Source organism: Tunturiibacter gelidiferens, from assembly GCF_051013345.1.
GTDB lineage: Bacteria > Acidobacteriota > Terriglobia > Terriglobales > Acidobacteriaceae > Edaphobacter > Edaphobacter gelidiferens_A.
Genome location: NZ_CP132939.1, coordinates 5,878,521 through 5,901,806 on the forward strand (window position 1 = coordinate 5,878,521; position 23,286 = coordinate 5,901,806).

Annotated in this window: 20 protein-coding genes and 2 pseudogenes; 10 read left to right on the forward strand and 12 right to left on the reverse strand. The window is 58.0% G+C overall.

Annotated elements, in window-relative coordinates; genetic code table 11:
* Positions 1-33 precede the first annotated feature (33 nt).
* Positions 34-948, forward strand: a complete 915-nt coding sequence (locus tag RBB80_RS29705; RefSeq protein ID WP_433965751.1) for a DeoR/GlpR family DNA-binding transcription regulator — start codon at positions 34-36, stop codon at positions 946-948.
* On the opposite strand, the gene zwf is transcribed toward RBB80_RS29705, so the two are convergent.
* The 7 genes from zwf to RBB80_RS29740 form a co-directional block, all read right to left on the reverse strand.
* Positions 843-2,246: a glucose-6-phosphate dehydrogenase gene (gene zwf, locus RBB80_RS29710; RefSeq protein WP_433965752.1), complete on the reverse strand. Its 1,404-nt coding sequence runs from the start codon at positions 2,244-2,246 to the stop codon at positions 843-845. The genes RBB80_RS29705 and zwf overlap by 106 nt on opposite strands.
* A gap of 25 nt (positions 2,247-2,271) precedes the next feature.
* Positions 2,272-3,294: a phosphogluconate dehydrogenase (NAD(+)-dependent, decarboxylating) gene (gnd, locus tag RBB80_RS29715; protein ID WP_433965753.1), complete on the reverse strand. Its 1,023-nt coding sequence runs from the start codon at positions 3,292-3,294 to the stop codon at positions 2,272-2,274.
* A gap of 80 nt (positions 3,295-3,374) precedes the next feature.
* A complete protein-coding gene (gene pgi, locus RBB80_RS29720; RefSeq protein ID WP_433965754.1) occupies positions 3,375-5,009 on the reverse strand; it encodes a glucose-6-phosphate isomerase in 1,635 nt (544 codons plus the stop codon).
* A gap of 342 nt (positions 5,010-5,351) precedes the next feature.
* On the reverse strand, positions 5,352-6,698 hold the full coding sequence (gene glmM / locus RBB80_RS29725) for a phosphoglucosamine mutase (protein ID WP_433965755.1): 1,347 nt from the start codon (positions 6,696-6,698) through the stop codon (positions 5,352-5,354).
* Positions 6,695-8,089 (reverse strand): exodeoxyribonuclease VII large subunit, encoded by a 1,395-nt coding sequence (xseA, locus tag RBB80_RS29730; RefSeq protein ID WP_433965756.1) that lies wholly within the window; start codon positions 8,087-8,089, stop codon positions 6,695-6,697. Before xseA ends, glmM begins: the two co-directional genes overlap by 4 nt.
* 291 nt (positions 8,090-8,380) lie before the next feature.
* Entirely contained in the window at positions 8,381-8,605 is a 225-nt protein-coding gene (locus RBB80_RS29735) for a DUF2905 domain-containing protein (RefSeq protein ID WP_433965757.1), read from the reverse strand.
* A 13-nt stretch (positions 8,606-8,618) separates the two neighbouring features.
* The gene (locus tag RBB80_RS29740) at positions 8,619-8,990 is read right to left on the reverse strand and encodes a response regulator (protein ID WP_433965758.1); all 372 of its coding nucleotides are present in this window, start codon (positions 8,988-8,990) and stop codon (positions 8,619-8,621) included.
* 271 nt (positions 8,991-9,261) lie between these two features.
* Between RBB80_RS29740 and RBB80_RS29745 the strand changes: the two genes are divergently transcribed.
* Complete coding sequence (locus tag RBB80_RS29745; RefSeq protein WP_433965759.1) at positions 9,262-10,452, forward strand: potassium channel family protein; 1,191 nt, start codon at positions 9,262-9,264, stop codon at positions 10,450-10,452.
* 76 nt (positions 10,453-10,528) lie between these two features.
* Here RBB80_RS29745 and RBB80_RS29750 read toward each other — a convergent pair whose 3' ends face one another.
* The gene (locus RBB80_RS29750) at positions 10,529-11,260 is read right to left on the reverse strand and encodes a tetratricopeptide repeat protein (RefSeq protein WP_433965760.1); all 732 of its coding nucleotides are present in this window, start codon (positions 11,258-11,260) and stop codon (positions 10,529-10,531) included.
* A gap of 403 nt (positions 11,261-11,663) precedes the next feature.
* Here RBB80_RS29750 and RBB80_RS29755 point away from each other — a divergent pair.
* From RBB80_RS29755 to RBB80_RS29770, 4 genes and pseudogenes are all read left to right on the forward strand, one after another.
* Positions 11,664-12,253 (forward strand): annotated as a pseudogene (locus tag RBB80_RS29755) (phosphoenolpyruvate carboxykinase (GTP)); the annotation flags it as partial.
* An 84-nt stretch (positions 12,254-12,337) separates the two neighbouring features.
* Positions 12,338-12,571, forward strand: a complete 234-nt coding sequence (locus tag RBB80_RS29760; protein ID WP_433969959.1) for a phosphoenolpyruvate carboxykinase domain-containing protein — start codon at positions 12,338-12,340, stop codon at positions 12,569-12,571.
* Positions 12,508-13,469 (forward strand): annotated as a pseudogene (locus RBB80_RS29765) (phosphoenolpyruvate carboxykinase domain-containing protein). The gene RBB80_RS29760 and the pseudogene RBB80_RS29765 overlap by 64 nt, the downstream one beginning before the upstream one ends.
* A gap of 183 nt (positions 13,470-13,652) precedes the next feature.
* Positions 13,653-14,255, forward strand: a complete 603-nt coding sequence (locus RBB80_RS29770; protein ID WP_433965761.1) for a hypothetical protein — start codon at positions 13,653-13,655, stop codon at positions 14,253-14,255.
* Positions 14,256-14,750: 495 nt separating this feature from the next.
* Here RBB80_RS29770 and RBB80_RS29775 read toward each other — a convergent pair whose 3' ends face one another.
* Positions 14,751-14,885, reverse strand: coding sequence for a hypothetical protein (locus RBB80_RS29775; protein WP_433965762.1), 135 nt, complete (start codon positions 14,883-14,885; stop codon positions 14,751-14,753).
* A 49-nt stretch (positions 14,886-14,934) separates the two neighbouring features.
* A complete protein-coding gene (locus RBB80_RS29780) occupies positions 14,935-15,069 on the reverse strand; it encodes a hypothetical protein (protein WP_433965763.1) in 135 nt (44 codons plus the stop codon).
* A 582-nt stretch (positions 15,070-15,651) separates the two neighbouring features.
* On the opposite strand from RBB80_RS29780, the gene RBB80_RS29785 reads away from it, so the two are divergent.
* The 3 genes from RBB80_RS29785 (at position 15,652) to RBB80_RS29795 (ending at position 18,977) form a co-directional block, all read left to right on the forward strand.
* Positions 15,652-16,458, forward strand: coding sequence for a HugZ family protein (locus tag RBB80_RS29785; RefSeq protein WP_433965764.1), 807 nt, complete (start codon positions 15,652-15,654; stop codon positions 16,456-16,458).
* 228 nt (positions 16,459-16,686) lie between these two features.
* Entirely contained in the window at positions 16,687-18,381 is a 1,695-nt protein-coding gene (locus RBB80_RS29790; protein WP_433965765.1) for an MFS transporter, read from the forward strand.
* Between the two features lie 356 nt (positions 18,382-18,737).
* Entirely contained in the window at positions 18,738-18,977 is a 240-nt protein-coding gene (locus tag RBB80_RS29795; protein ID WP_433965766.1) for a hypothetical protein, read from the forward strand.
* 7 nt (positions 18,978-18,984) lie between these two features.
* Here the strand turns inward: RBB80_RS29795 and RBB80_RS29800 are convergent, their stop codons facing one another.
* Positions 18,985-21,528, reverse strand: a complete 2,544-nt coding sequence (locus tag RBB80_RS29800; RefSeq protein WP_433965767.1) for a 2-oxoglutarate dehydrogenase E1 component — start codon at positions 21,526-21,528, stop codon at positions 18,985-18,987.
* A 373-nt stretch (positions 21,529-21,901) separates the two neighbouring features.
* Here RBB80_RS29800 and RBB80_RS29805 point away from each other — a divergent pair, with 373 nt between their 5' ends.
* A complete protein-coding gene (locus RBB80_RS29805; protein ID WP_433965768.1) occupies positions 21,902-22,855 on the forward strand; it encodes a hypothetical protein in 954 nt (317 codons plus the stop codon).
* A 140-nt stretch (positions 22,856-22,995) separates the two neighbouring features.
* On the opposite strand, the gene RBB80_RS29810 is transcribed toward RBB80_RS29805, so the two are convergent.
* On the reverse strand, positions 22,996-23,196 hold the full coding sequence (locus tag RBB80_RS29810) for a cold-shock protein (protein ID WP_013581125.1): 201 nt from the start codon (positions 23,194-23,196) through the stop codon (positions 22,996-22,998).
* Between the last annotated feature and the right edge of the window lie 90 nt (positions 23,197-23,286).

The window sequence follows — 23,286 nt, forward strand, 5'->3', positions numbered from 1 at the left end:
ATCGTGCAATTTCGTGCAAAGTCAAGTAATATCGTGAATCAGTTCTTCCGCCAATTTATGTTGACCGATCACCGAAAACAGCAGATTCTCTCGATCCTCAAACAGCACGGCCAGGTCATCGCCAAAGAAATAAGTCACGCAATGGGCGTCTCAGAAGACACCATACGGCGCGATCTGCGCGAGATGGCCCAGCAGGGACTTCTTCAGCGCGTTCACGGCGGAGCCCTGCCTGCTTCCCCTGCAGTCGCAGATTTTGCCGGACGGGAGCGAATCACTCCCGACGGAAAGCTAGCCATCGGCCGCGCTGCTGCAAAGATGATTCAACCCGGACAAGTCGTAATCCTCGACGGCGGCACCACGGCAAGCCAGGTGGCACGGCACATCCCTCCCGACCTCAAAGCGACCATCATCACCCACAGTCCGACCATCGCTCTCGAACTCGTAAACCACCTGAATGTCGAGGTGATTCTCATTGGCGGCCGCTTCTTCAAGCACTCCGTAGTCGCCGTGGGGGCCGCAGCGATCGAGGCAATCACTCAGGTCCACGCAGACATCTACTTCATGGGAGTAACCGGCGTGCACCCAAAGACAGGCCTCACCACAGGCGACTACGAAGAGGCCGCCGTGAAGCGAGCATTGAGCCACGCGGCTGCTGAAACCATCGTCCTCGCCTCCTCCGAAAAGCTCAACGCAGCCTCTCCCTACGTCGTCGTCCCCCTTTCGGAGATCAGCGGCATCATCACAGAACGCTCTGCGGAAAAACTCTCTTACGCCCTTACGAGAAGCTCGGAATCACCGTCACACGAGCCTGAAAAGCCCCGGCCATCGCCGAGGCTCTTCCTCTATCTTCCGACAATTCTGAAGTCGTCCGGCTCCTGCGCACGCGGCGTATCCCATCCGCAGCAAGGAACAATATTCTTCCCTGCCTCTGGCGGACCCCACGTGTGAGGCTCGTAAGCATACACCGGCGTGTCTTCCTTCAGAACTGGATCGACAATCCGCCAGGCCTCTTCAACGTAATCCTGTCGCGCAAACAGCGTAGCGTCGCCGGCCATCGCATCCGTCAACACCCGCTCATACGCCTCCATCTCCTCCGGACTCGGATGACGGCTCGCAATCAACTCCACCGCCTCACGCCCACCCCCAAGCTCGTCGGCAACAGAAACCGACATCGCCACCGTCATCTCGGGGCTTATGCGGAAGCGCATATAGTTCTGCGCCGTATTCGGCTCCGTGATGTTGGTTGTCGGTGGTTTGCGGAACCGCGCCATCACCTCCATGCAAGTCACCGGAAGATTCTTTCCCGCACGAATGTAGAAGGGAACGCCATCCCACCGCCACGACTTGATCTCAAGCTTCAGACAAGCAAACGTCTCGACCTTCGAGTTCGGCGCAACACCCTTCTCATCCAGATAGCCGTGAAACTGGCCGCGAACCAGATCTTTCGACTCGATCGGTGGAATGGCCTTGAGCACCTTCACCTTCTCATCACGCATCGACTCCGCATCGCCTCGCGCCGGACACTCCATCGCAAGATTGCACATCACCTGAAAGATGTGGTTTTGAATCACATCGCGAATCGCGCCAGTCTGGTCGTAAAAAGCTCCCCGGCCCTGAACCCCAAAGTCCTCCGCCATCGTGATCTGAACCGTCTCAACATAATCACGATTCCAGATTGGCTCCAGGAACGCATTCGAAAAACGAAAGGACACCATGTTATGAACCGGCCCCTTCGCCAGGTAGTGATCGATGCGAAAGATCGACGACTCGGGAAAGGCCGACAACAGAATCCGGTTCAGCTCCTGCGCCGAAGCGAGATCATGTCCGAACGGCTTCTCGACAATCATTCGCGCGCCTTTGGCCGAGCCGGACTTCACCAACTGTTCGACCACCTCCTCGAACAGCGAAGGAGGAATCGCCAGATAGTGGGACGGCCTCTCCGACGAACCCAGCGCCTTCCGCACCGCAACGAACGTCGCCGGGTCCACATAATCTCCATCCACATACCGCAGCAGCGAACTCATCTTCGCCCACGCTTCGGGATCGAGCCCTCCATGTTTTTCAAGACTATCCTGGGCACGCGCCTTGAACTGATCAAGGTTCCAGCCGGCCTTCGCCACACCAATCACAGGTACGTTGAGCGTGCCCCGCTTGACCATCGACTGGAGAGCAGGAAATATCTTCTTATAAGCAAGGTCGCCGGTCGCGCCAAAGAAGACCAGCGCATCGGAATGAGATTGACTCACGAGTTTTCTCCTTCAAGTTCCAAGACTATTTTTCGTGCGGCTTCTCAAGATGCCCGCCAAACGCGAAGCGCATCGCAGACAACAGCTTATTGGAAAAGTCGGCCTCTCCTCGCGAACTGAACCGCGTATAGAGCGCCGTCGTCAGCACAGGAGTCGGAACGCCTTCGTCGATCGCAGCCTTGATCGTCCAGCGTCCTTCCCCCGAATCCGAGACCCTTCCGCCAAACTTCGAGAGCTCCGGATCAACAACCAACGCAGACGCTGTCAGATCCAGCAGCCAAGATGCAATCACGCTTCCGCGGCGCCAGACCTCGGCGACATCAGGAAGGTTGAAGTCGTACAGATAATGCTCCGGATCTCGCAGCGGTGTCGTCTCAGCATCGATCTCAGCCGCGTGCTTGCCGATATCGGCCGCCTTCAGTACGCCCAGACCCTCGGCATAGGCCGCCATCATCCCGTACTCGATCCCGTTATGTACCATCTTGACGAAGTGGCCGCCGCCGGTCTCCCCACAGTGCAGATATCCCAGTTCCGCCGTCCCGCCAACCTTCTCGCGCCCCGGAGTCTTGGGAATGTCCCCCACTCCAGGAGCAATCGTCTTGAAGATCGGATCCAGATGCTCCACGACCGACTTCGGTCCGCCAATCATCATGCAGTACCCGCGCTCCAGTCCCCAGACGCCTCCGCTCGTGCCCACATCGACATAGCGGATTCCCTTGGGCTCAAGCTCTTTGGAACGGCGAATATCGTCGATGTAATACGAGTTTCCACCGTCGATCAAAATATCGTCCTTTTCCAGGTGAGGCACCAGTTCAGCGATCGTCTGATCCACAACTCCCGCAGGAATCATCAGCCAGATTGCTCGCGGCTTGGAAAGTTTGCTGACAAAGTCCTCAAGAGAAGACCCTCCCGTAACCCCCTTTTCCTTTGCAAGGTCAGAGACAACCTGTTGCGACCTGTCGAAGACAATGCATTCATGTCCATTCTTCGCCAACCGTTTCACCATGTTGGCACCCATCCTGCCCAGGCCTACCATTCCAAGTTGCATTGAACGCTCCCTTTCCAAAGTTGCTGATTCACTAACATCAAAAACGGCGCAGAGTCTTCTCGCATCCGTTAGCCGCCGGGCTATTTGTTCTTCCTGTATCTCCGAATCAAATTCGTAGTAGAAGTATCGTGCGAAAGCTCAGGTTCCGTCTTACTCTCCAGCTCTCCGATAATCTTCTGCGCCAGCACCTTGCCAAGCTCAACGCCCCATTGATCGAACGAGTCGATGCTCCAGATAGTACCCTGCGTGAACACCGCATGCTCGTACAGTGCAATCAATTTTCCCAACACCTCCGGAGTCAGGTGATCCGCGAGGATCGTATTCGACGGACGATTGCCCTCGAACACCCGATGCGGTACCAGCCAATCAGGCGTACCCTCCGCCTTCACCTGCTCCGCCGTCTTTCCGAACGCCAGCGCCTCAGCCTGCGCAAACACATTCGCCATCAGCATGTCATGATGCTGCCCCAGCGGATTAAGCGTCTTGTAAAACCCAATAAAATCGCAAGGAATCAAACGTGTCCCCTGGTGGATCAGCTGATAAAACGAGTGCTGTCCATTCGTCCCGGGCTCGCCCCAATAGATCGGTCCCGTCTCGGTCGCAACATGCGTTCCATCAAGCGTTACGTGCTTGCCGTTGCTCTCCATCGTCAACTGCTGCAGGTACGCCGGAAACCGCTTCAGGTACTGCTCATACGGCAGAACAGCAACCGTCTGCGCGTCGAAGAAATCTGTATACCACACCGTCAGCAGCCCTAGCAGAACCGGCAGATTGCTAGCGAACGGTGCAGTACGGAAGTGCTCATCCATTTGATGAAAGCCATCCAGCATCGAGCGAAAGTTATCCGGCCCAATCGCCAGCATCGTCGACAGCCCGATCGCCGAATCCATGGAATAGCGTCCACCCACCCAGTCCCAGAACTCAAACATGTTCGCCGTATCAATGCCGAACTTCGCGACCTCCTTCGCGTTCGTCGAGATCGCCACAAAGTGCTTCGCAACCGCCTTCTCATCCCCACCCAGTCCAGCGAGCGACCAGTCCCGGGCCGAGTGCGCATTCGTCATCGTCTCCAGCGTCGTAAACGTCTTCGAAGCGACAAGAAAAAGCGTCTCATCTGCATTTAGATCCTGCACTGCCTCCGCAAAGTCCGTGCCATCGACATTCGACACAAAGCGGAAGGTCATATCGCGCTGGCTATAGTGCTTTAGCGCTTCATACGCCATCACTGGCCCAAGATCCGAGCCGCCAATCCCAATATTGATGACATTCTTGATCCGCTTTCCAGTGTGTCCCTTCCACGCTCCGCTTCGGACACGTTCCGCGAAGGCGGCCATCTTGTCCAACACCGCATGAACAGCCGGCACAACGTCCTCACCATCGACGACGATCTTCTCGCCCTTCGGCGCGCGCAAAGCAACATGCAGCACAGCCCGATTCTCGGTGATATTGATCTTCTCTCCACTGAACATCGCGTCGATCCGCGCTCGTAACCCCGACTCCTCCGCCAGCTGAATCAGAAGCTTCAGCGTCTCGTTTGTAATCCGATTCTTCGAGTAGTCGAGAAAGATCCCCGCAGCCTCAAGGTTGAACCGCTCCCCGCGCGCCGGATCATCCGCAAACAGCTGGCGGAGCGTCGTGTCGTGAATCTGCTGATAGTGCGCACCCAGCGCCTTCCATGCCGAACGCTCGCCAAGCGGCGTCAATTTCGTAGTCATCTAAGTGCTCCTCGCATCTCTGTTTGTTCCGCAAAACCAGACTACTATCCATTCCTGTTACAAGTACCTTGTGGAAGGAGTAAGCCGAAAAAACTCAAAACATTCCCACAAAATTAACGAAAATACTTCTGACCGCGACCTGCATTCCTTCCCGCTCCCTCATCGTTCAACCTCTCTCTGCATTAGATGGCGAAAGGCAAATAGTTATTCCTGAAAAATATCGGACCCGTTCCATCGTCTAGGAGAGAAGACCGGCCGCATAAAAGTTACCACTTTTAGGAAGATGATCAGTGCAGATGGCTTCCGCACGCAACCCCCGCAAATCAGTTAGGTGCGGTTTTTTCAAACACCGATCTCAGTACGAATAGCCGCAGCAATCGTGTCGGCATGATGCCGCATGAGCGGCTCTGATTCGGCCTCGATCATTACCCGCGCCAAAGCCTCCGTGCCACTATAACGAATCACAACTCGGCCCGACTCAGCAAGTTCCACCTCGGCAGCGCGAACGGCAGCAGCCACATTTGGAATCCCTTCAAGCGGTCTCTTCTCGCGCACCTTGACGTTCACAATCACCTGCGGAAAAACCTTCAGATCTGCCACAAGTTCCGCCAAAGACTTCCCGCTCCTGTGTACGACATCCAGCAGCAGCAATGCAGTCAGCAGTCCATCTCCCGTCGTGCTGCGTCCGCTAAAGATAATGTGGCCGGACTGTTCGCCGCCCAGCGCTGCACCGGTCGCAATCATCTGCTCAAGAACGTACTTGTCGCCGACAGCGGCGCGAAGCATCTCGATTCCGCTGCGTTTCAGCGCTGCCTCAAGCCCCATGTTGGACATCGTCGTCGCAACCACCGTCGAGTTCGTCAAAAGCCCACGACATTGTAGATCGCGTGCTGCCAGCAGAAGTACGGCATCCCCATTCACAACGCGACCATGTTCATCTGCAAAGAGCGCACGGTCGGCGTCGCCATCGAACGTAATCCCCATCGACGCCTTGCACCTCTTCACCTGTTCGGCAACGATCTCCGGATGCAATGCCCCGCAGGCCTCATTGATATTTCTCCCATCCGGACTGGCGTGAGTAATCAAAACCTCTCCGCCAAGATCAGAAAACAGCTGTGGTGCAACCGACGAAGCAGCTCCATTGGCGCAGTCGATCACGATCCGCTTCCCATCCAGTGAAAGCTCAGCAACCGACGCCAGCAGAAAGCGAACATACTCAGCGCGGTCGGCCTCATTTACAGCAGGCGGCACCGTCCTTTGCGGCGCAGTCGTCGATGCAGCAAGTTGACGGAAGATCTCCTCTTCGATCGCAAGCTCAACGGCATCCGGAAGCTTATAACCATCTGGTCCAAAGAGTTTAATGCCGTTGTCCTGCCACGGATTGTGCGAGGCCGAGATGACGACGCCGGTAGCGAACCCATGAGTATGCGTCAGAAACGCAACCGCCGGCGTTGTGATCACACCAGCGCTTTCAACAGAAGCTCCGCCCGCGTCCAGCCCGGCGGTCAAGGTTGCGGCAATCCATTCGCTGGATTCGCGAGTATCCATTCCGAGTAAAACACGCGGCGTTGCTGTCTTCGTACCGAGAATATGTGCAAGTGCACGTCCGATAGCGTATACCGTGGTCGCATCGAGTGGGGACTGCCCTGCGACAGCGCGAATGCCGTCGGTTCCAAAGAGCTTCTTCATGACTTCCTGGTCTCCATTATCTTTGCGTCTTCCATATGAGTCTGAGTTATTTTGGCCTCCAGCGTCCCCTGTGCAAGCCGCGCGCGTATCGTCTGTCCGGCCGCGGCATCTGCGGAGGAACGCAGCAACGTACCGTCTGCGGCGCCGCCTTGCAGATAAACGAGAGCATAGCCACGCGACAAAACTGCGAGCGGCGACAGCGCGTCGAGCCTCCCCGAAGTCCTTTCGAGACGTGTATGCCGACTCGCAACAGTCTGAACCGCGGCGCGCTGCAACCGCACGGTCACAGCCTGCAGACGATGATCCGTTGCGGCAATGCGAATAGAAATATCCTGGCGCCGGAGACGATCACTCATCGAATTCAGCCGTTGGATCGGGACGCGAAGCCGCCCTTGCGCTGCCGCCTCAAGACGTAGCCGAAGCTCGTCGAGCCGTTGGTCCCTGCGGTTAACTGCATCTCGAAGTCGGTTCAAAACCGACTCTGCAGAAAGTCGTGCGTAGCGCTGTCGCGCGTGCATCAAGTGGAATCTTCCAGCACGTTGCACTCTCGCACTCAACGCAGCCACGCGCTCCTCGATGCGATGCTGTGCAGACGTAATCATCTCTGCAGCAGCCGAAGGCGTCGGCGCGCGAACATCCGCGACGAAATCGGCAATCGTAGAGTCCGTCTCATGGCCGATTGCGGTAACGACAGGGAGTGCAGACGCTGCGATAGTACGTGCCAACGCCTCATCGTTGAAGCCGGCGAGATCTTCCATCGATCCGCCGCCTCTGGCAACCACGATGACATCCACCAACGAAGAATTGTTATTGAACCACCGAATCCCTGCAGCAACAGACTCCGGACTGGACACACCTTGCATCGTAGCGGGATACACCAGCAGATTGAGCCGCGCATGACGACGGCGAACAACAATAACGATGTCGCGGATCACTGCCCCGGAGATTGAAGTAACGATGCCAACGCACTTGGGGAACGACGGCAGCTGTCGTTTACGAGACGCGTCGAAGAGTCCTTCCGCAAGTAGTCGCGCCTTAAGCTGCTCGAACGCAAGCTGCAATGCACCAGCGCCGCGAGGTTCCATCGTCTCCGCGATGAGCTGCAGCTGACCGCGGCTCTCGTACACCGAGATGCGGCCGCGAACCAGAACGGCAAGCCCATCCGCAGGCCGAAAGCGTAACAAACCCGCCTGGCGGCGAAAGAGCACAACCGGCAACTGAGCCTCGCCATCCTTCAAAGTGAAGTAGATGTGGCCAGAGGGTGCCGGCCGGCAGTTGGAGATCTCACCTTCGACCCAGAGGTCGGTATAGGTCATCTCGATCTGTTGTCTAACGTTCGTCACCAGAGAGCGAACGCTCCAGATGCGACGCTCCGTCACCGGCTCCCTCATGCCCGGAACACTTCGAGGCGAGGGCTTTATCACAATCTCGCTGGACCCTTCGCTGCGAGGGACTGAATCAACAGAAGCAGCAACCGCGATCGCGGTGTCTTTCTCAAAGAAAGAAAAAAATCCGTTTGAAGCAGCAGGTCAGGCGCCGCAATTGTCGGGGTCTTCGACGTTGACCGTCTTTCGGTCCGGACCTTCCCGCGCCGCGCTCGAAGGCTGGCCAGTGTCGGCGGATTGTCTTCCCTTTCGGACATCTTGCCTGAGTCTAGCATCGTGACCCGGCTTATCGAACGCTCACCGGCGCAGCCGTCCCACAACCCAAAGAATCACACTCAGAACTACACTGATCAGAATCGAAGTCGCGATTGGAAACGAAACCGACCATCCCCGCCCACGCCAGCTTAGGTCCCCAGGAAGGCGTCCAAGAGGCAGATTCAGCCGATTCAACCCGAGAATGATTCCCCCCGCCAAAGCCAGCAGCAACCCGAGAATGAGAAGAGTACGGCCCAGCTCAGGCATGCCGCATCACCCGCTAAGCACTGGCCAGCAGCACCGCAGCCTCACGCAGAAGCTCCGAAGGCTGACACGGTTTTGTAAGTATGCCTACAGGCCTCGACCACCTACACGCATGCTCACGCACGTTCTTCAGATTGGAATAAAAACCAGTCATCATGAGAATGCGACACGCGGGCAGCTCCCGCGTCACATCATTTGCCAACGAAAGTCCATCTCGTCCGGGCATCGATACGTCGCACAACAGCAGGTTCGGCACAAACTCCCGAGAACACTCCAGCCCCTGATCGGCGGAGTAAGCGGCCTTCGCCTTGAAACCACTCTTCTCAAAGATAAGAGTCAGCGTGTCGGCCACGAGACGATCATCATCAACCACCAGGACTCGATTCATCGGGGCCCTCCGTGCGAATCGTTTGGGGTGTGCGCGTCAACACATGCTTGATGGGTCAAGATTAGGCCTCAAAATGCATTTTTGTCGAATCAAAATTCAATGATTTTGTTCTGAAGATTTAGACTCAACTCTCCAGACAACACCACGAGCCAGGCTGTGCAAAAAAAGCTTGCCAACAACGAACTGCGATTCCATCCGCAGAGAATCGCAACTACATCTCTGGTAAGGTTTACGACAGAACGCTGACTCGACTGGATTGAGGATACCAATTTTGCGCGTCGCCGCATTCATCGCTGGTCTACTCTTTTGCCTGGGCGTCGCCCTGGACGCCTTCCAGACCATCATCCTCCCCCGCCGCCCAACCGGACGATTTCGAATCACCCGCATCTTCTTCATCGCCACATGGGTTCCCTGGGTCCTGATGGCCGATCGCATCACCGACAAAAAACTCCGCGGGCAGATCTACAGTATCTACGGCCCGCTCTCCCTTCTTCTGCTTCTCCTCCTCTGGGCGATTCTTCTCATCTTCGGCTTCGCAATGTTCTTCTTCTCCATGGGTTCCCCCTTGGGCGACGCCATGATGATCCACACCAACAGCGCCTGGGCACAGTTCGGCACAGATCTCTACGTCAGCGGCACAACCCTCTTCACCCTTGGCCTCGGCGACGTCGTCCCACACAGCCTGCTCGCACGAGCCTTCATCATCCTCGAGTCAGGCGTAGGCCTCGGCTTCGTCGCCCTCGTCATCGGCTATCTTCCCGTTCTCTATCAATCCTTCTCCCGCCGAGAGATCAACGTTGCCCTGCTCGACGCGCGCGCCGGCTCCCCACCCAACGCGGCCGAGCTCCTCCGCCGCCACGCCTTCGAAGGAAGCGAAGAAGCCCTCATCGACCTCTTGGAGGAGTGGGAGCGCTGGTCGGCCGAGATCCTCGAGTCCCACATCTCCTACCCAATTCTTTGCTACTACCGCTCCCAGCACGACACCCAAAGCTGGCTCGCCGCCCTTGTCTCGATCCTGGACACCTGCGCGCTCCTCATCTCAGTCATCGAAGGGAACCACTCCCGACAGGCTCAACTCACCTTCGTCATGTCCCGCCACGCCCTCATCGACATCGGCGAAGTCTTCGAAGTCCTCGAACGAAAAGACGGCAAGCCCCGCACCGACCCCGACCGCCTCCCCTCCAAAGACTTCTACCATCTCTGCGAAGCGCTCGGCGAAAATCAACTCCGGCTCTGTGGCGATCCCGCCGCAGCAAAACGTCTCCACACCATTCGCGCGCTCTACGAGCCTGCCGCCCACGGCCTGTCCGATTATCTGCGCCTTCCGCTCCCGGTCTGGGTCGCGCCCCCAAAACTCAACGATCAGTGGAGCATCCTGACGAGAATGCGTACCGACGCAGCCACAGCCATGAAGTCAGCAGGCGATCGCACACCCTTCTTTCACGACGAAGACCACGGCTGATCTCCCCCAACGCAGATTCGGGATGCAGGGCTGAATCCCCGGCATCCCGAACTTACTTCCAAATTACATTCAGGAACTACTGTCCAGGAGGTCCCGTTGGCGTAGGATTCAGCTTCTGAGCAGCCAGCGACCCCGCAGCACCCTTGGCATCTTTATCCTTCAGCTGCGCGTAGATCTTCTTCGCCAGCTCCGGCTTCCCCTGTGCTTCATACAACTCCGCCAGCTGCAGTTGCGCCAGCCCCGAAGGCACGGTGGTCGTCGGCTTAGCAGTCAGCTCGTTGTAAATATCCACAGCCTGAGAGTCCCGTCCCGTCTGGCGGTAAAGCTGCGCCAGCGACAGCTTCGCGAGCGCCGCAAGATCTCCATTCCAACCACTCGCCACCTGCTTCAGCGTGCTCTCCGCCGGGCCGTTCTGCCCCTGCTCCATATACGTCAGCCCGCCAAAGTAGCGAGCCACCCTTCCATCCGGAGTCATGCCGTACTTGTCCGCAACGCCCATAAATAGACTATTGGCTGCCCTGGCGCGCTCCGTCGGCGACGTGAAAGTCTTCACCCCCGCAGGCACCTGCTGCCCTGGCGCGGCGAGCGGCGTCTGATAAGCCTGCATAGCTGCGCCGAAGGCGACCGAAGCCTGATTCGCGCGGCTGCTATAGATCAGAAATCCACCCACCACGATCAGAATCGCCGCAAGCACAATAGCGCTGGTAGCGATCACGGAGCGGCGGTTTTCTTTGGCCCAGTCCAGGCCATGTTGGGTCGTATCGACGAACTGGTCATGCTTGAGAGCTTGTTTGGTCTGCTGGTCCACTTTGTCTTGTTCTTCCTTTTTTGCTCGTCGCGGTTTTGCCGCTTTGAGAGAACTGGTTGCGCGAAGTCACAGCGCAGAACTTTAAGTCTATCAGCGCCGGCAACCGCAGTGTGGCCTAAACCCCAATCTCAGGTCGACCACCACGCAAAACCCTCTCAAAACGAACGAATCGCCGATAAATCTTCCAAAATCCACCCCATCAGATCGCCCGGCGCGACCTTCCAGATCATCGGAATTCGCGGCGCATCTCCCCGACCCGGAACCGAGGGTTGACAGCCCCACGGTTGAAGCGAAGACTTGTACCCGAAGGAAATCGCGCCAACCTATGAAGACCACAGCCGTCGAAACCGCCATCGCAACCCCACCCACCACCAACAAACATCTCATCCGCTGGGTCGAAAAGATGGCCGACCTCTGCCAGCCCGACAGCATCCACTGGATCGACGGCTCCCAGGCCGAATACGACTTCCTCTGCAACCAGCTCGTCCACGCCGGAACCTTCACCAGGCTCAACGAAAAGCTCTGGCCCGGCTGCTTCCTCGCCCGCTCCGCCCCCAACGACGTAGCCCGCGTAGAAGACCGCACCTTCATCTGCTCCCTCTCCAAGGACACCGCCGGCCCCACCAACAACTGGGAAGACCCCTTCGTCATGCGCAAAAAGCTCAAGGCCCTCTTCAAAGGAGCCATGCGCGGCCGCACCATGTACGTCCTTCCCTACTCCATGGGCCCCATCGGCTCGCCCATGTCCCAGATAGGCGTCCAGCTCACCGACTCCGCCTACGCCGTCGTCAACATGCGCATCATGGCCCGCATCGGCGCCCCCGTCTTCGCCGAAATCGACAAAGACGAAAAGCGCGTCGTCCCCTGCATGCACACCGTCGGCGCCCCCTCGCACCCGGCCAGCAGGACGTGCCCTGGCCCTGCAACGACGAAAAATACATCGTCCACTTCCCCGAAACCCGCGAGATCTGGTCCTACGGCAGCGGCTACGGCGGCAACGCGCTCCTCGGCAAAAAGTGCTTCGCCCTCCGCATCGCCTCCAACATCGCCCGCGACGAAGGCTGGATGGCCGAGCACATGCTCATCGTCGGCGTCGAATCCCCGAAACGCTCCGACGGCACCACCGAAAAAACCTACGTAGCCGCCGCCTTCCCCAGCGCCTGCGGCAAAACCAACTTCGCCATGATGATCCCCCCGCCGGCTTCGAAGGCTGGAAGGTCTGGACCGTCGGCGACGACATCGCCTGGATCAAACCCGACGCCACCGGCCAGCTCCGCGCCATCAACCCCGAATACGGCTTCTTCGGCGTAGCCCCAGGCACCAGCGCCAAAACCAACCCCAACGCCATGGCCGCCCTCGCCAAAAACACTATCTTCACCAACGTAGCCCTCACCCCCGACGGCGGCGTCTGGTGGGAGGGCATGACCGACACCCCACCCGCCGAACTCATCGACTGGCGCGGCAACCGCTGGACCCCGGCCATCGCCAAAGAAACCGGACAACCCGCCGCCCATCCCAACGGCCGCTTCACCGCCCCCGCCGCCCAGTGCCCCACCATCGACCCCGACTGGGAGAATCCCAACGGCGTCCCCATCTCCGCCTTCATCTTCGGCGGCCGTCGCCCCACCACCATGCCCCTCGTCTATCAGGCCTTCAACTGGTCCGCCGGCGTCTACATCGGCGCCACCATGGGCTCCGAGACCACCGCAGCAGCCGGCGGCGCCATCGGCAAAGTCCGCCGCGACCCCATGGCCATGCTTCCCTTCTGCGGCTACCACATGGGCGACTACTTCCGTCACTGGCTCAAGATGCAGCGCAACCTCTCCGCCACCCCCGCGTCTTCCACGTCAACTGGTTCCGCAAGGGCCCGGACGGCCAGTTCCTCTGGCCCGGCTACAGCGAAAACATGCGCGTCCTCAAGTGGGTCGTCGACCGTGTCCGCGGCCGCGCCCAGGGCAAAGAAACCCCCATCGGCTGGACCCCACACTTCGACGACATGAACTGGAAGGGCATCGACTTCCCCCGCGAAACCTTCGACACCCTCCAAACCGTCGACCGAGCGCAATGGAAACAAGAAGTCATGGGCCACGAAGAACTCTTCCTCGCCCTCCACGACCATCTCCCCCGAGATGATCTACGAGCGCGAACTCCTAATCTGCCGCCTCTAACAGTCAACGGCATAGAGGCGCCAAAACCTCTATGCCAGTGACCGACTTGCCGAGATGTCTATCAGGCTCGCTCACACCAGAATTAAAAGCGCGTTTCACGGTACTTATTCCTGGAACCAGCGTTCCGAGTAGTCAACCCAAATCTGGTCCGTGCCTTGAATTCCAGTGTTATCCCCGATGGGGAACAATGAGCGTACAATCCCGAACGGTTCGTGGAGGAAGGTATGACGTCAAAGCGGTTGACCTCGCTTGGGTGCATGATGCTGTTGGCAGCAGTTTGTTTGCCGTGTCTCGTTCAGGCGCGGGCCTACCAGACATCGTCAACGAGTTCATCGCCTCCCGCCAAGTCAGAGCATGATGGAGCCCATGACTTTGACTTCCTCATCGGAGATTGGAAGGCGCATGTTCGGCGGCTCCCTGACCGGCTAAACGGCTCAGACGTCTGGGACGTATATGACGGCATATCGAACCACAAGAAACTCCTCGATAGCAACGCCAACTTCGAGCAGTTCGAAGTTGACAGTCCCGAGAAGCACCTTCATATCAAGGCGCAGACCCTCAGACTTTACAATCCGGAATCCCATCAGTGGAGCATCTATTTGCTCGATCTCGATAAAGGCGAAATCAGTCACCCGCCAGTCGTCGGACAGTTCACGGGGAATCGAGGTGAATTTTTTCACCAGGAGGACTTCAAGGGGCGCGTTATTCTTGTTCGCTATGTCTGGCTAAACATCTCGCTGCGATCGGCGCGGATGGAGCAGTCGTTCCCGCCTGACGGCGGCAAGACCTGGGAAGTGAATTGGGTCTGTGAGCTTTCGCGAGCGTAATTCACCCATCCGCGCTAAGTGTCGACCAACATCACCGCGTCCCTGCATACCCCAAAGCTCTGTGTCCTGCACACCCCCAAAGCTCCGCGTCCTGCATACCCTCAAAATCGTCATCTCGACCGAAGCTGTTCACAGTCTCATCGTGAACAGCGCAGTGGAGAGACCCCGCATTTGCCCTCCTCCTCCCTCACCCCCAAATCGTCATCTCGACCGAAGCTGTTCACAGTCTCATCGTGAACAGCGCAGTGGAGAGCCCCCGCATCTGCCCTCCTCCTCCCTCACCCCAAAATCGTCATCTCGACCGAAGCTGTTCACAGTCTCATCGTGAACAGCGCAGTGGAGAGACCCCCGCATCTGCCCTCCTCCTCCCTCACCCCAAAATCGTCATCTCGACCGAAGCTGTTCACAGTCTCATCGTGAACAGCGCAGTGGAGAGACCCCCGCATTTGCTCTCCTCCTCCCTCACCCCAAAATCGTCATCTCGACCGAAGCTGTTCACAGTCTCATCGTGAGCAGCGCAGTGGAGAGACCCTCGCATTTGCCCTCCTCCTCCCTCACCCCAAAATCGTCATCTCGACCGAAGCTGTTCACAGTCTCATCGTGAACAGCGCAGTGGAGAGACCCCCGCATTTGCTCTCCTCCTCCCTCACCCCAAAATCGTCATCTCGACCGAAGCTGTTCACAGTCTCATCGTGAACAGCGCAGTGGAGAGACCCCCGCATTTGCCCTCCTCCTCCCTCACCCCAAAATCGTCATCTCGACCGAAGCTGTTCACAGTCTCATCGTGAACAGCGCAGTGGAGAGACCCCCGCATCTGCCCTCCTCCTCCCTCACCCCCAAATCGTCATCTCGACCGAAGCTGTTCACAGTCTCATCGTGAACAGCGCAGTGGAGAGACCCCCGCATCTGCCCTCCTCCTCCCTCACCCCCAAATCGTCATCTCGACCGAAGCTGTTCACAGTCTCATCGTGAACAGCGCAGTGGAGAGACCCCCGCATCTGTCGTTGCTGTTGCCGTTGTCGTGTCATTCCACACCCTGAGCGAAGCCAAAGGGAGGAGGAATCTGCTTCCACGCTCTCTCAAAACCCTTCCCCAAAAACCTGTCAAGCCCCCAACGAGCCAAAACCCGCGCCAATCCTGCACAAACGTGTTGCGTATGAGTTTCCATCAATCCTGTAAACTAGAAACAGAGAAGAAGCTCCGGCGGGCCCGGGGCTTCTCCCAGTTAACGCATCACTAACTCCTTTCGATGGAAATATTTAGCTACAACCCATTTGTTATGAATATTTTACAATCTTCGATTTTGTCAAGTCATTCATTCTAATACATTTATGCATGGGTACCCCCAGGGGGTACCCCAAGCAGTGGCCACCGTGACCGGAAACCGAGCAAACGAATGTCGAATCAGCACGCAGCACCGTCCAACCCCAACCCGCAGCCGCCCATCCCCGAGCCCACCCACGCGGAGCGTGCCCGCACCCTGCTCCATCTGGCCAGCGTCGCCACCCTCTCCACCGTCTCCCGCAAGCAGCCAGGCTTCCCCTTCGGCTCCCTAATGCCCTACGCACTCGACGCCGCCGGCCGCCCTCTGTTCCTCATCAGCACCATGGCCATGCACACCCAGAACCTCAAAGCGGACCCACGTGCCAGCCTCTTCGTCACCCAGCCCGCTCCAGATGGAGACGTCCTCGGTGCAGCTCGCGTCACCCTGGTCGGAAACGTCCACCAGATCGCCGACGAGGAGAAACCACAGGCGCGCGAACTCTACCTCAAGGCCCACCCCAACAGCCTCTACTGGGTCGACTTCAACGACTTCGCCTTCTTCCGCCTCGAACCCGTAGACGTCTACTACGTCGGCGGCTTCGGCGTCATGGGCTGGGTCACTGCCTCCGACTACTCCGCAGCGTCTCCTGACCCCCTCGCAGAGGCAGCGCAGGGCATTCTTGACCACATGAACGCCGACCACGGCGATGCCCTCATCCTGCTCACCAAAGCCCACGCCAACCTCGAAGCCGAGTCCGCAACCATGACCTCGGTCGACCGTCTGGGCTTCCATGTCCGGTGTGTGACCTCAGCGGGAATTAAGGGTGCCCGCATCGCCTTCCCACGCGAGGCAACCACGCCCGGTGACACCCGTTCCGTTTTGGTCGAGATGGTCAAACACGCCCGAGACAACCACGCACTCCCCACAAATGCCTATTGACTCCTATCCCCTTTGCCCTTATCTTTAACTAGTGGCAAGACTCCCTTCGGGTTGAGTCAGTCATAACGAAGTCCACCCACTTCGTTGCTTTACTGGAATACCCACGCAACAGCCCCCACCGCGCTGCGTGGGTTTCCTTTTAACCATGAACTATTTAGGCTCATCTTTCTCATTACGTTCTTTGCAATCCTGGAAGCGTGACACTCACGCCGTAAACTAATCGAAGCGATGCCCCTTGAATCTTCCACCACCGCCCCTGAAGCCTCGATTGCGGCAAGTTCCAACGGCTTCGCACCTCTGAAGATTCCTCTGTTTCGAGATCGGTGGATCGCCAGCACAATCTCTTCCGTCGGAACGTGGATGCAGGACACTGCAGGCACATGGCTGATGACATCCCTGACCGCGTCGCCTCTGCTGATTGCCCTGATGCAGACCGCGGCCAGTCTGCCGGTGTTGCTACTGGGACTGCTGGCCGGGGCAACCGCAGACATCTTCGACAGGCGCAAGCTCTTGATCTTCTGGCAGGCCTGGATGCTCGGTTCAGTAGGCGTTCTTGCGATCCTTACGTTCATAGGCCACATCTCGCCGTGGGCTCTGCTCGCCTTTACATTCTTGCTCAACATCGGTTCAGCGATGAACAACCCAGCTTGGCAGGCTATTGTGCCGGAGTTGGTGCCTCGCGAACTGATTCCGGATACGGTGTCGCTAAATGCCGCGAGCAACAACCTGGCCCGTGCGGTGGGCCCGGCGCTCGGCGGATTGATGGTAGCCGGCTTCCAGAGGGTTTACACGGGGGCTGGCTCAGTGTTCGCGCTCAACGCACTCTCGTTCGCAGGCGTCATCTGGGTGCTGGTGAACTGGAAGAGAATTCCACTGTTCAAGTCCGCGCTGCCGTCGGAGCGCATCGCCGGTTCGATCCGCTCGGGACTGCGCTATGTGCGATACGCGCCGGATCTGCAGTCCTCGCTGGTGCGCGCCTTCATCTACACCTTCTTCATCTCCGCGATCTGGTCGTTGCTGGCCGTCGTCGCAAAGCGTGATCTGAAGCAGGGTCCACTGGGCTATGGAATTTTAAACGGCTCGCTCGGTCTTGGAGCCGTCATCGCGGCCACGACGCTTCATCGTATTCGACGACGATTTTCCGCAGACCAGATCCTGGCAACTTCAACGCTCTACAACGTCGTTGTGCTGCTGGTGCTGGCGTTCGTGCGTAGCCCTTCGATACTGATCGCGACGCTCATCTTGTCGGGCGCGGCCTGGACCAGCACCATGTCAACGATCAACGTCTCGGTTCAGCTTTCGGTGCCGGCGTGGGTACAGGCTCGCGCGCTGGGAACCTACATGACGACGTTTCAGGGAGGCATGGCGTTCGGCGCGATTCTGTGGGGATACATTGCGGAACACACCTCGACGACAGTCTCTCTGACCACAGCGGCGTGTGGTTTGCTGATCACTTTCCCTTTCGCGCGACGGTTTCATATCCTGCAGGGTCCGCTTCCCGATCACACGCCGTATGAGTGGAAGCATCCGGCGCCGCAGCTTGCACTCGATACGGAGCCTACTGACGGGCCGGTCCGAATCTCGATTGAGTACTGCGTGCCTATCGAAAACTACGCAGAGTTTACCTCTGCGATCCACCAACTTCGAGGCGTGCGTCTGCGTGATGGGGCGATGCGATGGGGCATCTATCGAGATGCGATTGATCCGAAGCACCTGAACGAGACCTTCGTGATGGAGTCGTGGCTTGATTACCTGCGTTCCCGCGAACGCATCACCGCGGCAGATGAGACGATTCGCGCTCGCGTGCGCGCATTGCATCAGCACGATAATCCGCCGAAGACGAGCTACCAGATCTATGCACGAGAGATTGCGAATCCGGTACCGTCGCAGCCTCCTGCGAGCACTATTGAAACAAAGCCGTAATATTGGATCGAAGAGTTTTCTTTCGTTCCTGCAGCTTTTTGCGGTTGTTCAGAAGATGCAGGACGGAACCAAGATGGGGCAAGTCCGCAAACCTCTGAAAATAATAGCGTAGCGAGTTGTCAGGTTTCCGAGAGCGCCGAAAAGATGTTTGGCCGTCAGCGTGCTGCTTACCTGGGCAGGCCCTTCTCCGAAAACTTTCCCGAGGTCTCGCCATGAGGTTAACGCTACGTGTGTTTTGCGCTACATCCTCGTTGGTTGTCGCGCTGTTTTCTGCCAGATTCGCTTCTGCCGACAGCATCCCTAACCCGTTTATCGAGTTGCGGAACAACGCATCCACAATGTTGAGCAGCGGCTCGATGATGACTTACTCCGTGCCAAACGGCGCCGCGGTCCATACCACTTCCAATGGATACCTTGAGGCGGAAGATTCTTTCATTCCGATCTCTGACGAAGACTACGATGACGCCGTTGTTTTCAGGAAGGCTGCTTCTCCTGCTACACCGGAGACCCGCAACTTTGTATTGCTGGGTAGCGGGCTGCTAACAGCTGCAGGATTCATTCGCCGCAGAAAGGTCGCGGTACAGGTCGCCGAATAAACTGTTGCTACGAATGACGACGGGCACAACCAAAACCAAGGCTGTGCCCGTTATTTTCAAGTTGATTAGACGGCTGCGCCGAGCGCCAAGTCGACCAGGGTTTTTCCTCGATCTCGTGAGCCTTGGCGGAACCGGTCGCTGGCGTTGCACTTGCACTGCGCTTGACGCTGAGTACAGCGCGGTCGCCGGACATGCGCCGTAGCAACGGCATCACGTAGGAGAAGGCTCCCATGTTGGCTGGTTCCTCCTGGACCCAGATGATCTCTTGTGCGTGCGGGTGCTGGTCGAGAGCGGCCTGGAGTTCCTGCTCGGGCCAGGGGTACATCTGCTCGAGGAAGATGATGCCGACACTGAAGTCCTTGCGCTTCTCGCGCTCGATACGGAGGTTGTGACCGATCTTTCCGCTGCAGACGAGCAGGCGGCGAGGGTTCTTTACATCGTTGTCGGGAAGGACATTCTGGAAGTACTCGATGGCGAAGTCGGCGAGGGTTGAGGAGGCATCGGGGTGGCGAAGCATGCTCTTCGGGGTGAAGACGACGAGCGGCTTTCGCCAGGGCCTGAGAGCCTGTCGGCGCAAGAGATGGAAGTACTGCGCTGCGTTCGAGGGCTGGCAGATCTGGATGTTGTCGTTGGCGGCGAGCTGCAGATAACGCTCAATGCGTGCGCTGGAGTGCTCTGGGCCCTGGCCTTCGTAGCCGTGAGGGAGAAGCAGGACGAGGCCGGAGAGAAGACCCCACTTCGCTTCGCTGGCAGCGATGAATTGATCCATGATGATCTGCGCGCCATTGGCGAAGTCGCCGAATTGCGCCTCCCACAGGACGAGAGCTTCGGGAAAGTCACGGGAGAAGCCGTACTCGAAGCCGAGGACCGCGGCTTCGGAGAGGAGCGAGTTGTAGACCTCGAACTTACCCTGCTTCTCCGTGAGGTGAGCGAGAGGAATGTAGCGGACTTCGGTTTCGGTATCGACCATGACGGCGTGGCGCTGATTGAAGGTTCCGCGTTGCGAGTCCTGTCCGCTGAGACGCACGGGAACACCGGCTTCCAGTAGCGAAGCGAAGGCGACGAGTTCTGCCATGCCGTAGTCGAAGAGGCGTGAGCCTGCGCCCATCTCCTGGCGCTGCTCGAAGAGTTTCTTCACCTTGGGATGGATGTGAAAGTCGTTCGGGTAGGAGGTGAGCGAGGTGACGAGTTGGTGGATGCGCTCGGCAGGGAGGCCGGTGGGGACGTTGTACTCAGGCTCGCATTCGCCGCCTTTGTAGGGGGCCCAGTAGGAGGGCAGCCGGGCCAGCTGCGGCTTGTGGTCGGCCTGGGTCGCGGTCTTCTGATCGTCGAGGAGCTCTTGCTGAATTGCCTGCACTTCGGCCTTAGGGTCGACGCCGATCTGCTTGGCGTAGAGCTGGTAGAGCGCTGGGCGATCCTTGATGATGGCGTAGCGGCGGGGCTGGGTGACGGTGGGGTCATCGACTTCGCTGTGTCCGTGTTTGCGATAGCCTACGAGATCGACCACGATGTCGGAGTGGAAGCGATTGCGATACTCGGCGGCGATTGCGGCGACTCGCACGACGGCGTCTGGATCTTCGGCGTTGACGTGGAAGATCGGAATGGGAAGGCGCTTTGCGATGTCGGTGGCGAAGCGTGAGGAGTTCGACTCTTCGGGGACGGCGGTGAAGCCGAGGAGGTTGTTGACGATGACGTGGATGGTGCCGCCTACATTGTAGCCGTGCAGGGTGGCCATGTTGAGCGTCTCGGCGAGGATGCCTTGACCTGCGAAGGCGGCGTCGCCGTGGATGATCAGCGGCAGAACCTGGTCGTTGCCGTCTTTGCCGATGCGCTCCTGTTTGGCGCGGGTGCGTCCGAGGACTACGGGGTCGACTGCCTCGAGGTGGCTTGGGTTGGAGGCGAGATGGAGCGAGATGACTTTGCCATCGGGCGCGTGGTATTCGCCGGTTGCGCCGACGTGATACTTAACATCGCCACCGCCCATAGTGCTGCGGGGATCGACGTCTTCGAACTTGGTGAAGATCTCGGAGGGAGAACGGCCGATGGTGTTGGTCATCACGTTGAGGCGGCCGCGATGGCTCATGGCGATCATGGCCCTGGTGACGCCGGTGCCGGCGCTGACGGCGAAGACGCGATCGAGGAATGGGATCAGCGCTGTGATGCCTTCGAGAGAGAAGCGCTTGGTGCCGAGGTAGCGTGACTGAATGACCTGCTCGAAGAGGTCGGCGCGAATGAGTTGGGTGAGGATGAGCGCTTGATCGGGCTTGGCAGGGATCTGCTCGATGCGCTCCTGCAGCCACTGCCGCTGCTCGTTGCTGGGCAGGTGCATGAACTCGGCGGCGATGGTTCCGCAGTAGTAGCTGCGGGCTTCTTTCGCGATATCGCCTTCGGGTGCGGGGGTTGGAAATGGCTCGGGAGGAAGGTACTGGCCGAGTGGGTCAAGTGACGCCTGGAGGTAGCCCCAGCGGCGGAAGATGTCGAAGATTGTCTCTCGTTCGTGTTGTTCAACTGCGGAAGTTGTTACAGTCAGTGCCTCTGCCTTCGTGGCCATTGCTTCCTCACTTCAGATCTATTCGCGAGTAGTGCGCGTTCTCCTTCTATGCTAGACCTTTCGGAGGTCAGGTGCACGCTCTTGAACGGCCTGCGACGGGCTATGACCATTAAGTTGCACCCTCTGAAATCAGCGAGCGGAAAGGACGATGGTGCCAACCGCCAATGCTTCTAGGCTCAGGCTTGGAGGCTCGTCAGGACACGTCTCCACTGTTGGCAGAGATGTTGTAAGCCATTTTTCCCAGCGGGTTAGGCCTGGATTCAGGACGATGGGACAAGTCTCGGGGAGCGGAGTCGCGATTTGCCGCTTATAGTGGGAAGTTATGGTGGTTGAGGCTCGCAGGGTTTTGGTTTTGCTCGGAGTGGTGGGTTTGATGGGCTTGTCCGAAGGATTTGCTCTGACCCTTCCGGGCCAGGCAAACACAGTCGCGCAGCCATCGGCCCAGGAGCCTGCACAAACTGTCACCCCTTCTACTCCAGTCACTCCTTCTGCTCCGGCAACGGAGGACGGGATGGCTGGGGAACGACCCCTGCCGGATATTGCGGCTCTAATGCATGACGTAGAGACGAATCAAAGATCTGCAGAATCGATTGAGAAGGACTATCTGTATCGGTCTCTGGTGACTGAACAGCGACTGGATTCGCATGGTGGACTGAAGAAGACCGAGACCATGGAGTATGAGGTCTTTTGGGCGAATGGCGTGCCGGTCGGACGCCTGATGAAGAAGGATGGGCGAGAGCTAAGCCCAGACGAGCAGAAGAAAGAGAGTGAACGGATTGATAAGGACTCCGAGAAGGCCAAGGAGAGACGACAGAAGGCGGATGAGGAGGGGAAAGAGTCCGATGCGCGGGGCCACGAGTTGATGACGGCTTCGCGGGCGTTGGAGTTGGGAAGCTTTACTAATCCGCGACGCGTGCAGTTAAATGGCAGGGACACGATTGTGGCGGACTATGTAGGCGACCCGAAGGCCAAGACACGAACCAGATTTGAAGAGGTGGTTCGAGACATGATGGGCACGGTGTGGGTTGATGAACAGGACCGTGTGCTGGTGAAGGCTGAAGGACACTTCGTGAATAACTTCAAGATTGGCGGGGGGCTGGTGGCGAATATTCAGAAGGGGACAAACTTCTCAATGGAGCAGAGAAAGGTTAATGGCGAGGTGTGGCTGCCGGCGAGATTCGAAGGCCAGGGGTCTGCACGAGCGTTGCTGTTTTTGGGTTTCAATGGGCACATTGAAGCCGTCGAATCCGACTATCGGAAGTTCAAGGCGACTTCGAAGATTGTGCCGGTGGACGGTTTGGTCACGCCGGAGTCGATACCTAAGTGATCTTCAGGCGGGAGTGGCGACATGAACTCTCGCGGGAAAGATGGGCGACTTGCAGCAATGCAGGCGGAAACGCGCAAAGGGATAGCCGAGGCCATCCCTTCCGCAAAACTTGGTTGTCGCTGTAGTCGTAGTGCTAAAGACTAGAGAGGCTGAACGTCAGACGCCTGCCAACCCTTGGGTCCCTTTACCACGTTGAACTGTACAGCCTGGCCCTCTTGAAGGCTCTTGAAACCGTTCGAATTGATCGCCGAGTAGTGTACGAATACATCCTCGCCGTTCTGACGGCTGATAAAGCCAAACCCCTTGGCATCGTTAAACCACTTCACTGTTCCCTGTTCCATGTTCGCTATTTCCTTATTGCTATTGAATTTGCCGCTAGATCCAAATCGGGGTTCGTACAGTACGAGCTTTGCAGAAATCCAATCTGTTTC

Coding starts and splice junctions, on each gene's coding strand:
- gnd (WP_433965753.1), bottom strand. CDS start 3,294: ATGCAACTTGGAATGGTAGGCCTGGGCAGGATGGGTGCCAACATGGTG.
- pgi (WP_433965754.1), bottom strand. CDS start 5,009: ATGACTACGAAATTGACGCCGCTTGGCGAGCGTTCGGCATGGAAGGCG.
- glmM (WP_433965755.1), bottom strand. CDS start 6,698: ATGAAGAAGCTCTTTGGAACCGACGGCATTCGCGCTGTCGCAGGGCAG.
- xseA (WP_433965756.1), bottom strand. CDS start 8,089: ATGAGGGAGCCGGTGACGGAGCGTCGCATCTGGAGCGTTCGCTCTCTG.
- RBB80_RS29735 (WP_433965757.1), bottom strand. CDS start 8,605: ATGCCTGAGCTGGGCCGTACTCTTCTCATTCTCGGGTTGCTGCTGGCT.
- RBB80_RS29740 (WP_433965758.1), bottom strand. CDS start 8,990: ATGAATCGAGTCCTGGTGGTTGATGATGATCGTCTCGTGGCCGACACG.
- RBB80_RS29760 (WP_433969959.1), top strand. CDS start 12,338: ATGCTCATCGTCGGCGTCGAATCCCCGAAACGCTCCGACGGCACCACC.
- RBB80_RS29770 (WP_433965761.1), top strand. CDS start 13,653: ATGACGTCAAAGCGGTTGACCTCGCTTGGGTGCATGATGCTGTTGGCA.
- RBB80_RS29775 (WP_433965762.1), bottom strand. CDS start 14,885: ATGCGGGGGTCTCTCCACTGCGCTGTTCACGATGAGACTGTGAACAGC.
- RBB80_RS29780 (WP_433965763.1), bottom strand. CDS start 15,069: ATGCGGGGGTCTCTCCACTGCGCTGTTCACGATGAGACTGTGAACAGC.
- RBB80_RS29785 (WP_433965764.1), top strand. CDS start 15,652: ATGTCGAATCAGCACGCAGCACCGTCCAACCCCAACCCGCAGCCGCCC.
- RBB80_RS29790 (WP_433965765.1), top strand. CDS start 16,687: ATGCCCCTTGAATCTTCCACCACCGCCCCTGAAGCCTCGATTGCGGCA.
- RBB80_RS29795 (WP_433965766.1), top strand. CDS start 18,738: ATGATGACTTACTCCGTGCCAAACGGCGCCGCGGTCCATACCACTTCC.
- RBB80_RS29800 (WP_433965767.1), bottom strand. CDS start 21,528: ATGGCCACGAAGGCAGAGGCACTGACTGTAACAACTTCCGCAGTTGAA.
- RBB80_RS29805 (WP_433965768.1), top strand. CDS start 21,902: ATGGGCTTGTCCGAAGGATTTGCTCTGACCCTTCCGGGCCAGGCAAAC.
- RBB80_RS29810 (WP_013581125.1), bottom strand. CDS start 23,196: ATGGAACAGGGAACAGTGAAGTGGTTTAACGATGCCAAGGGGTTTGGC.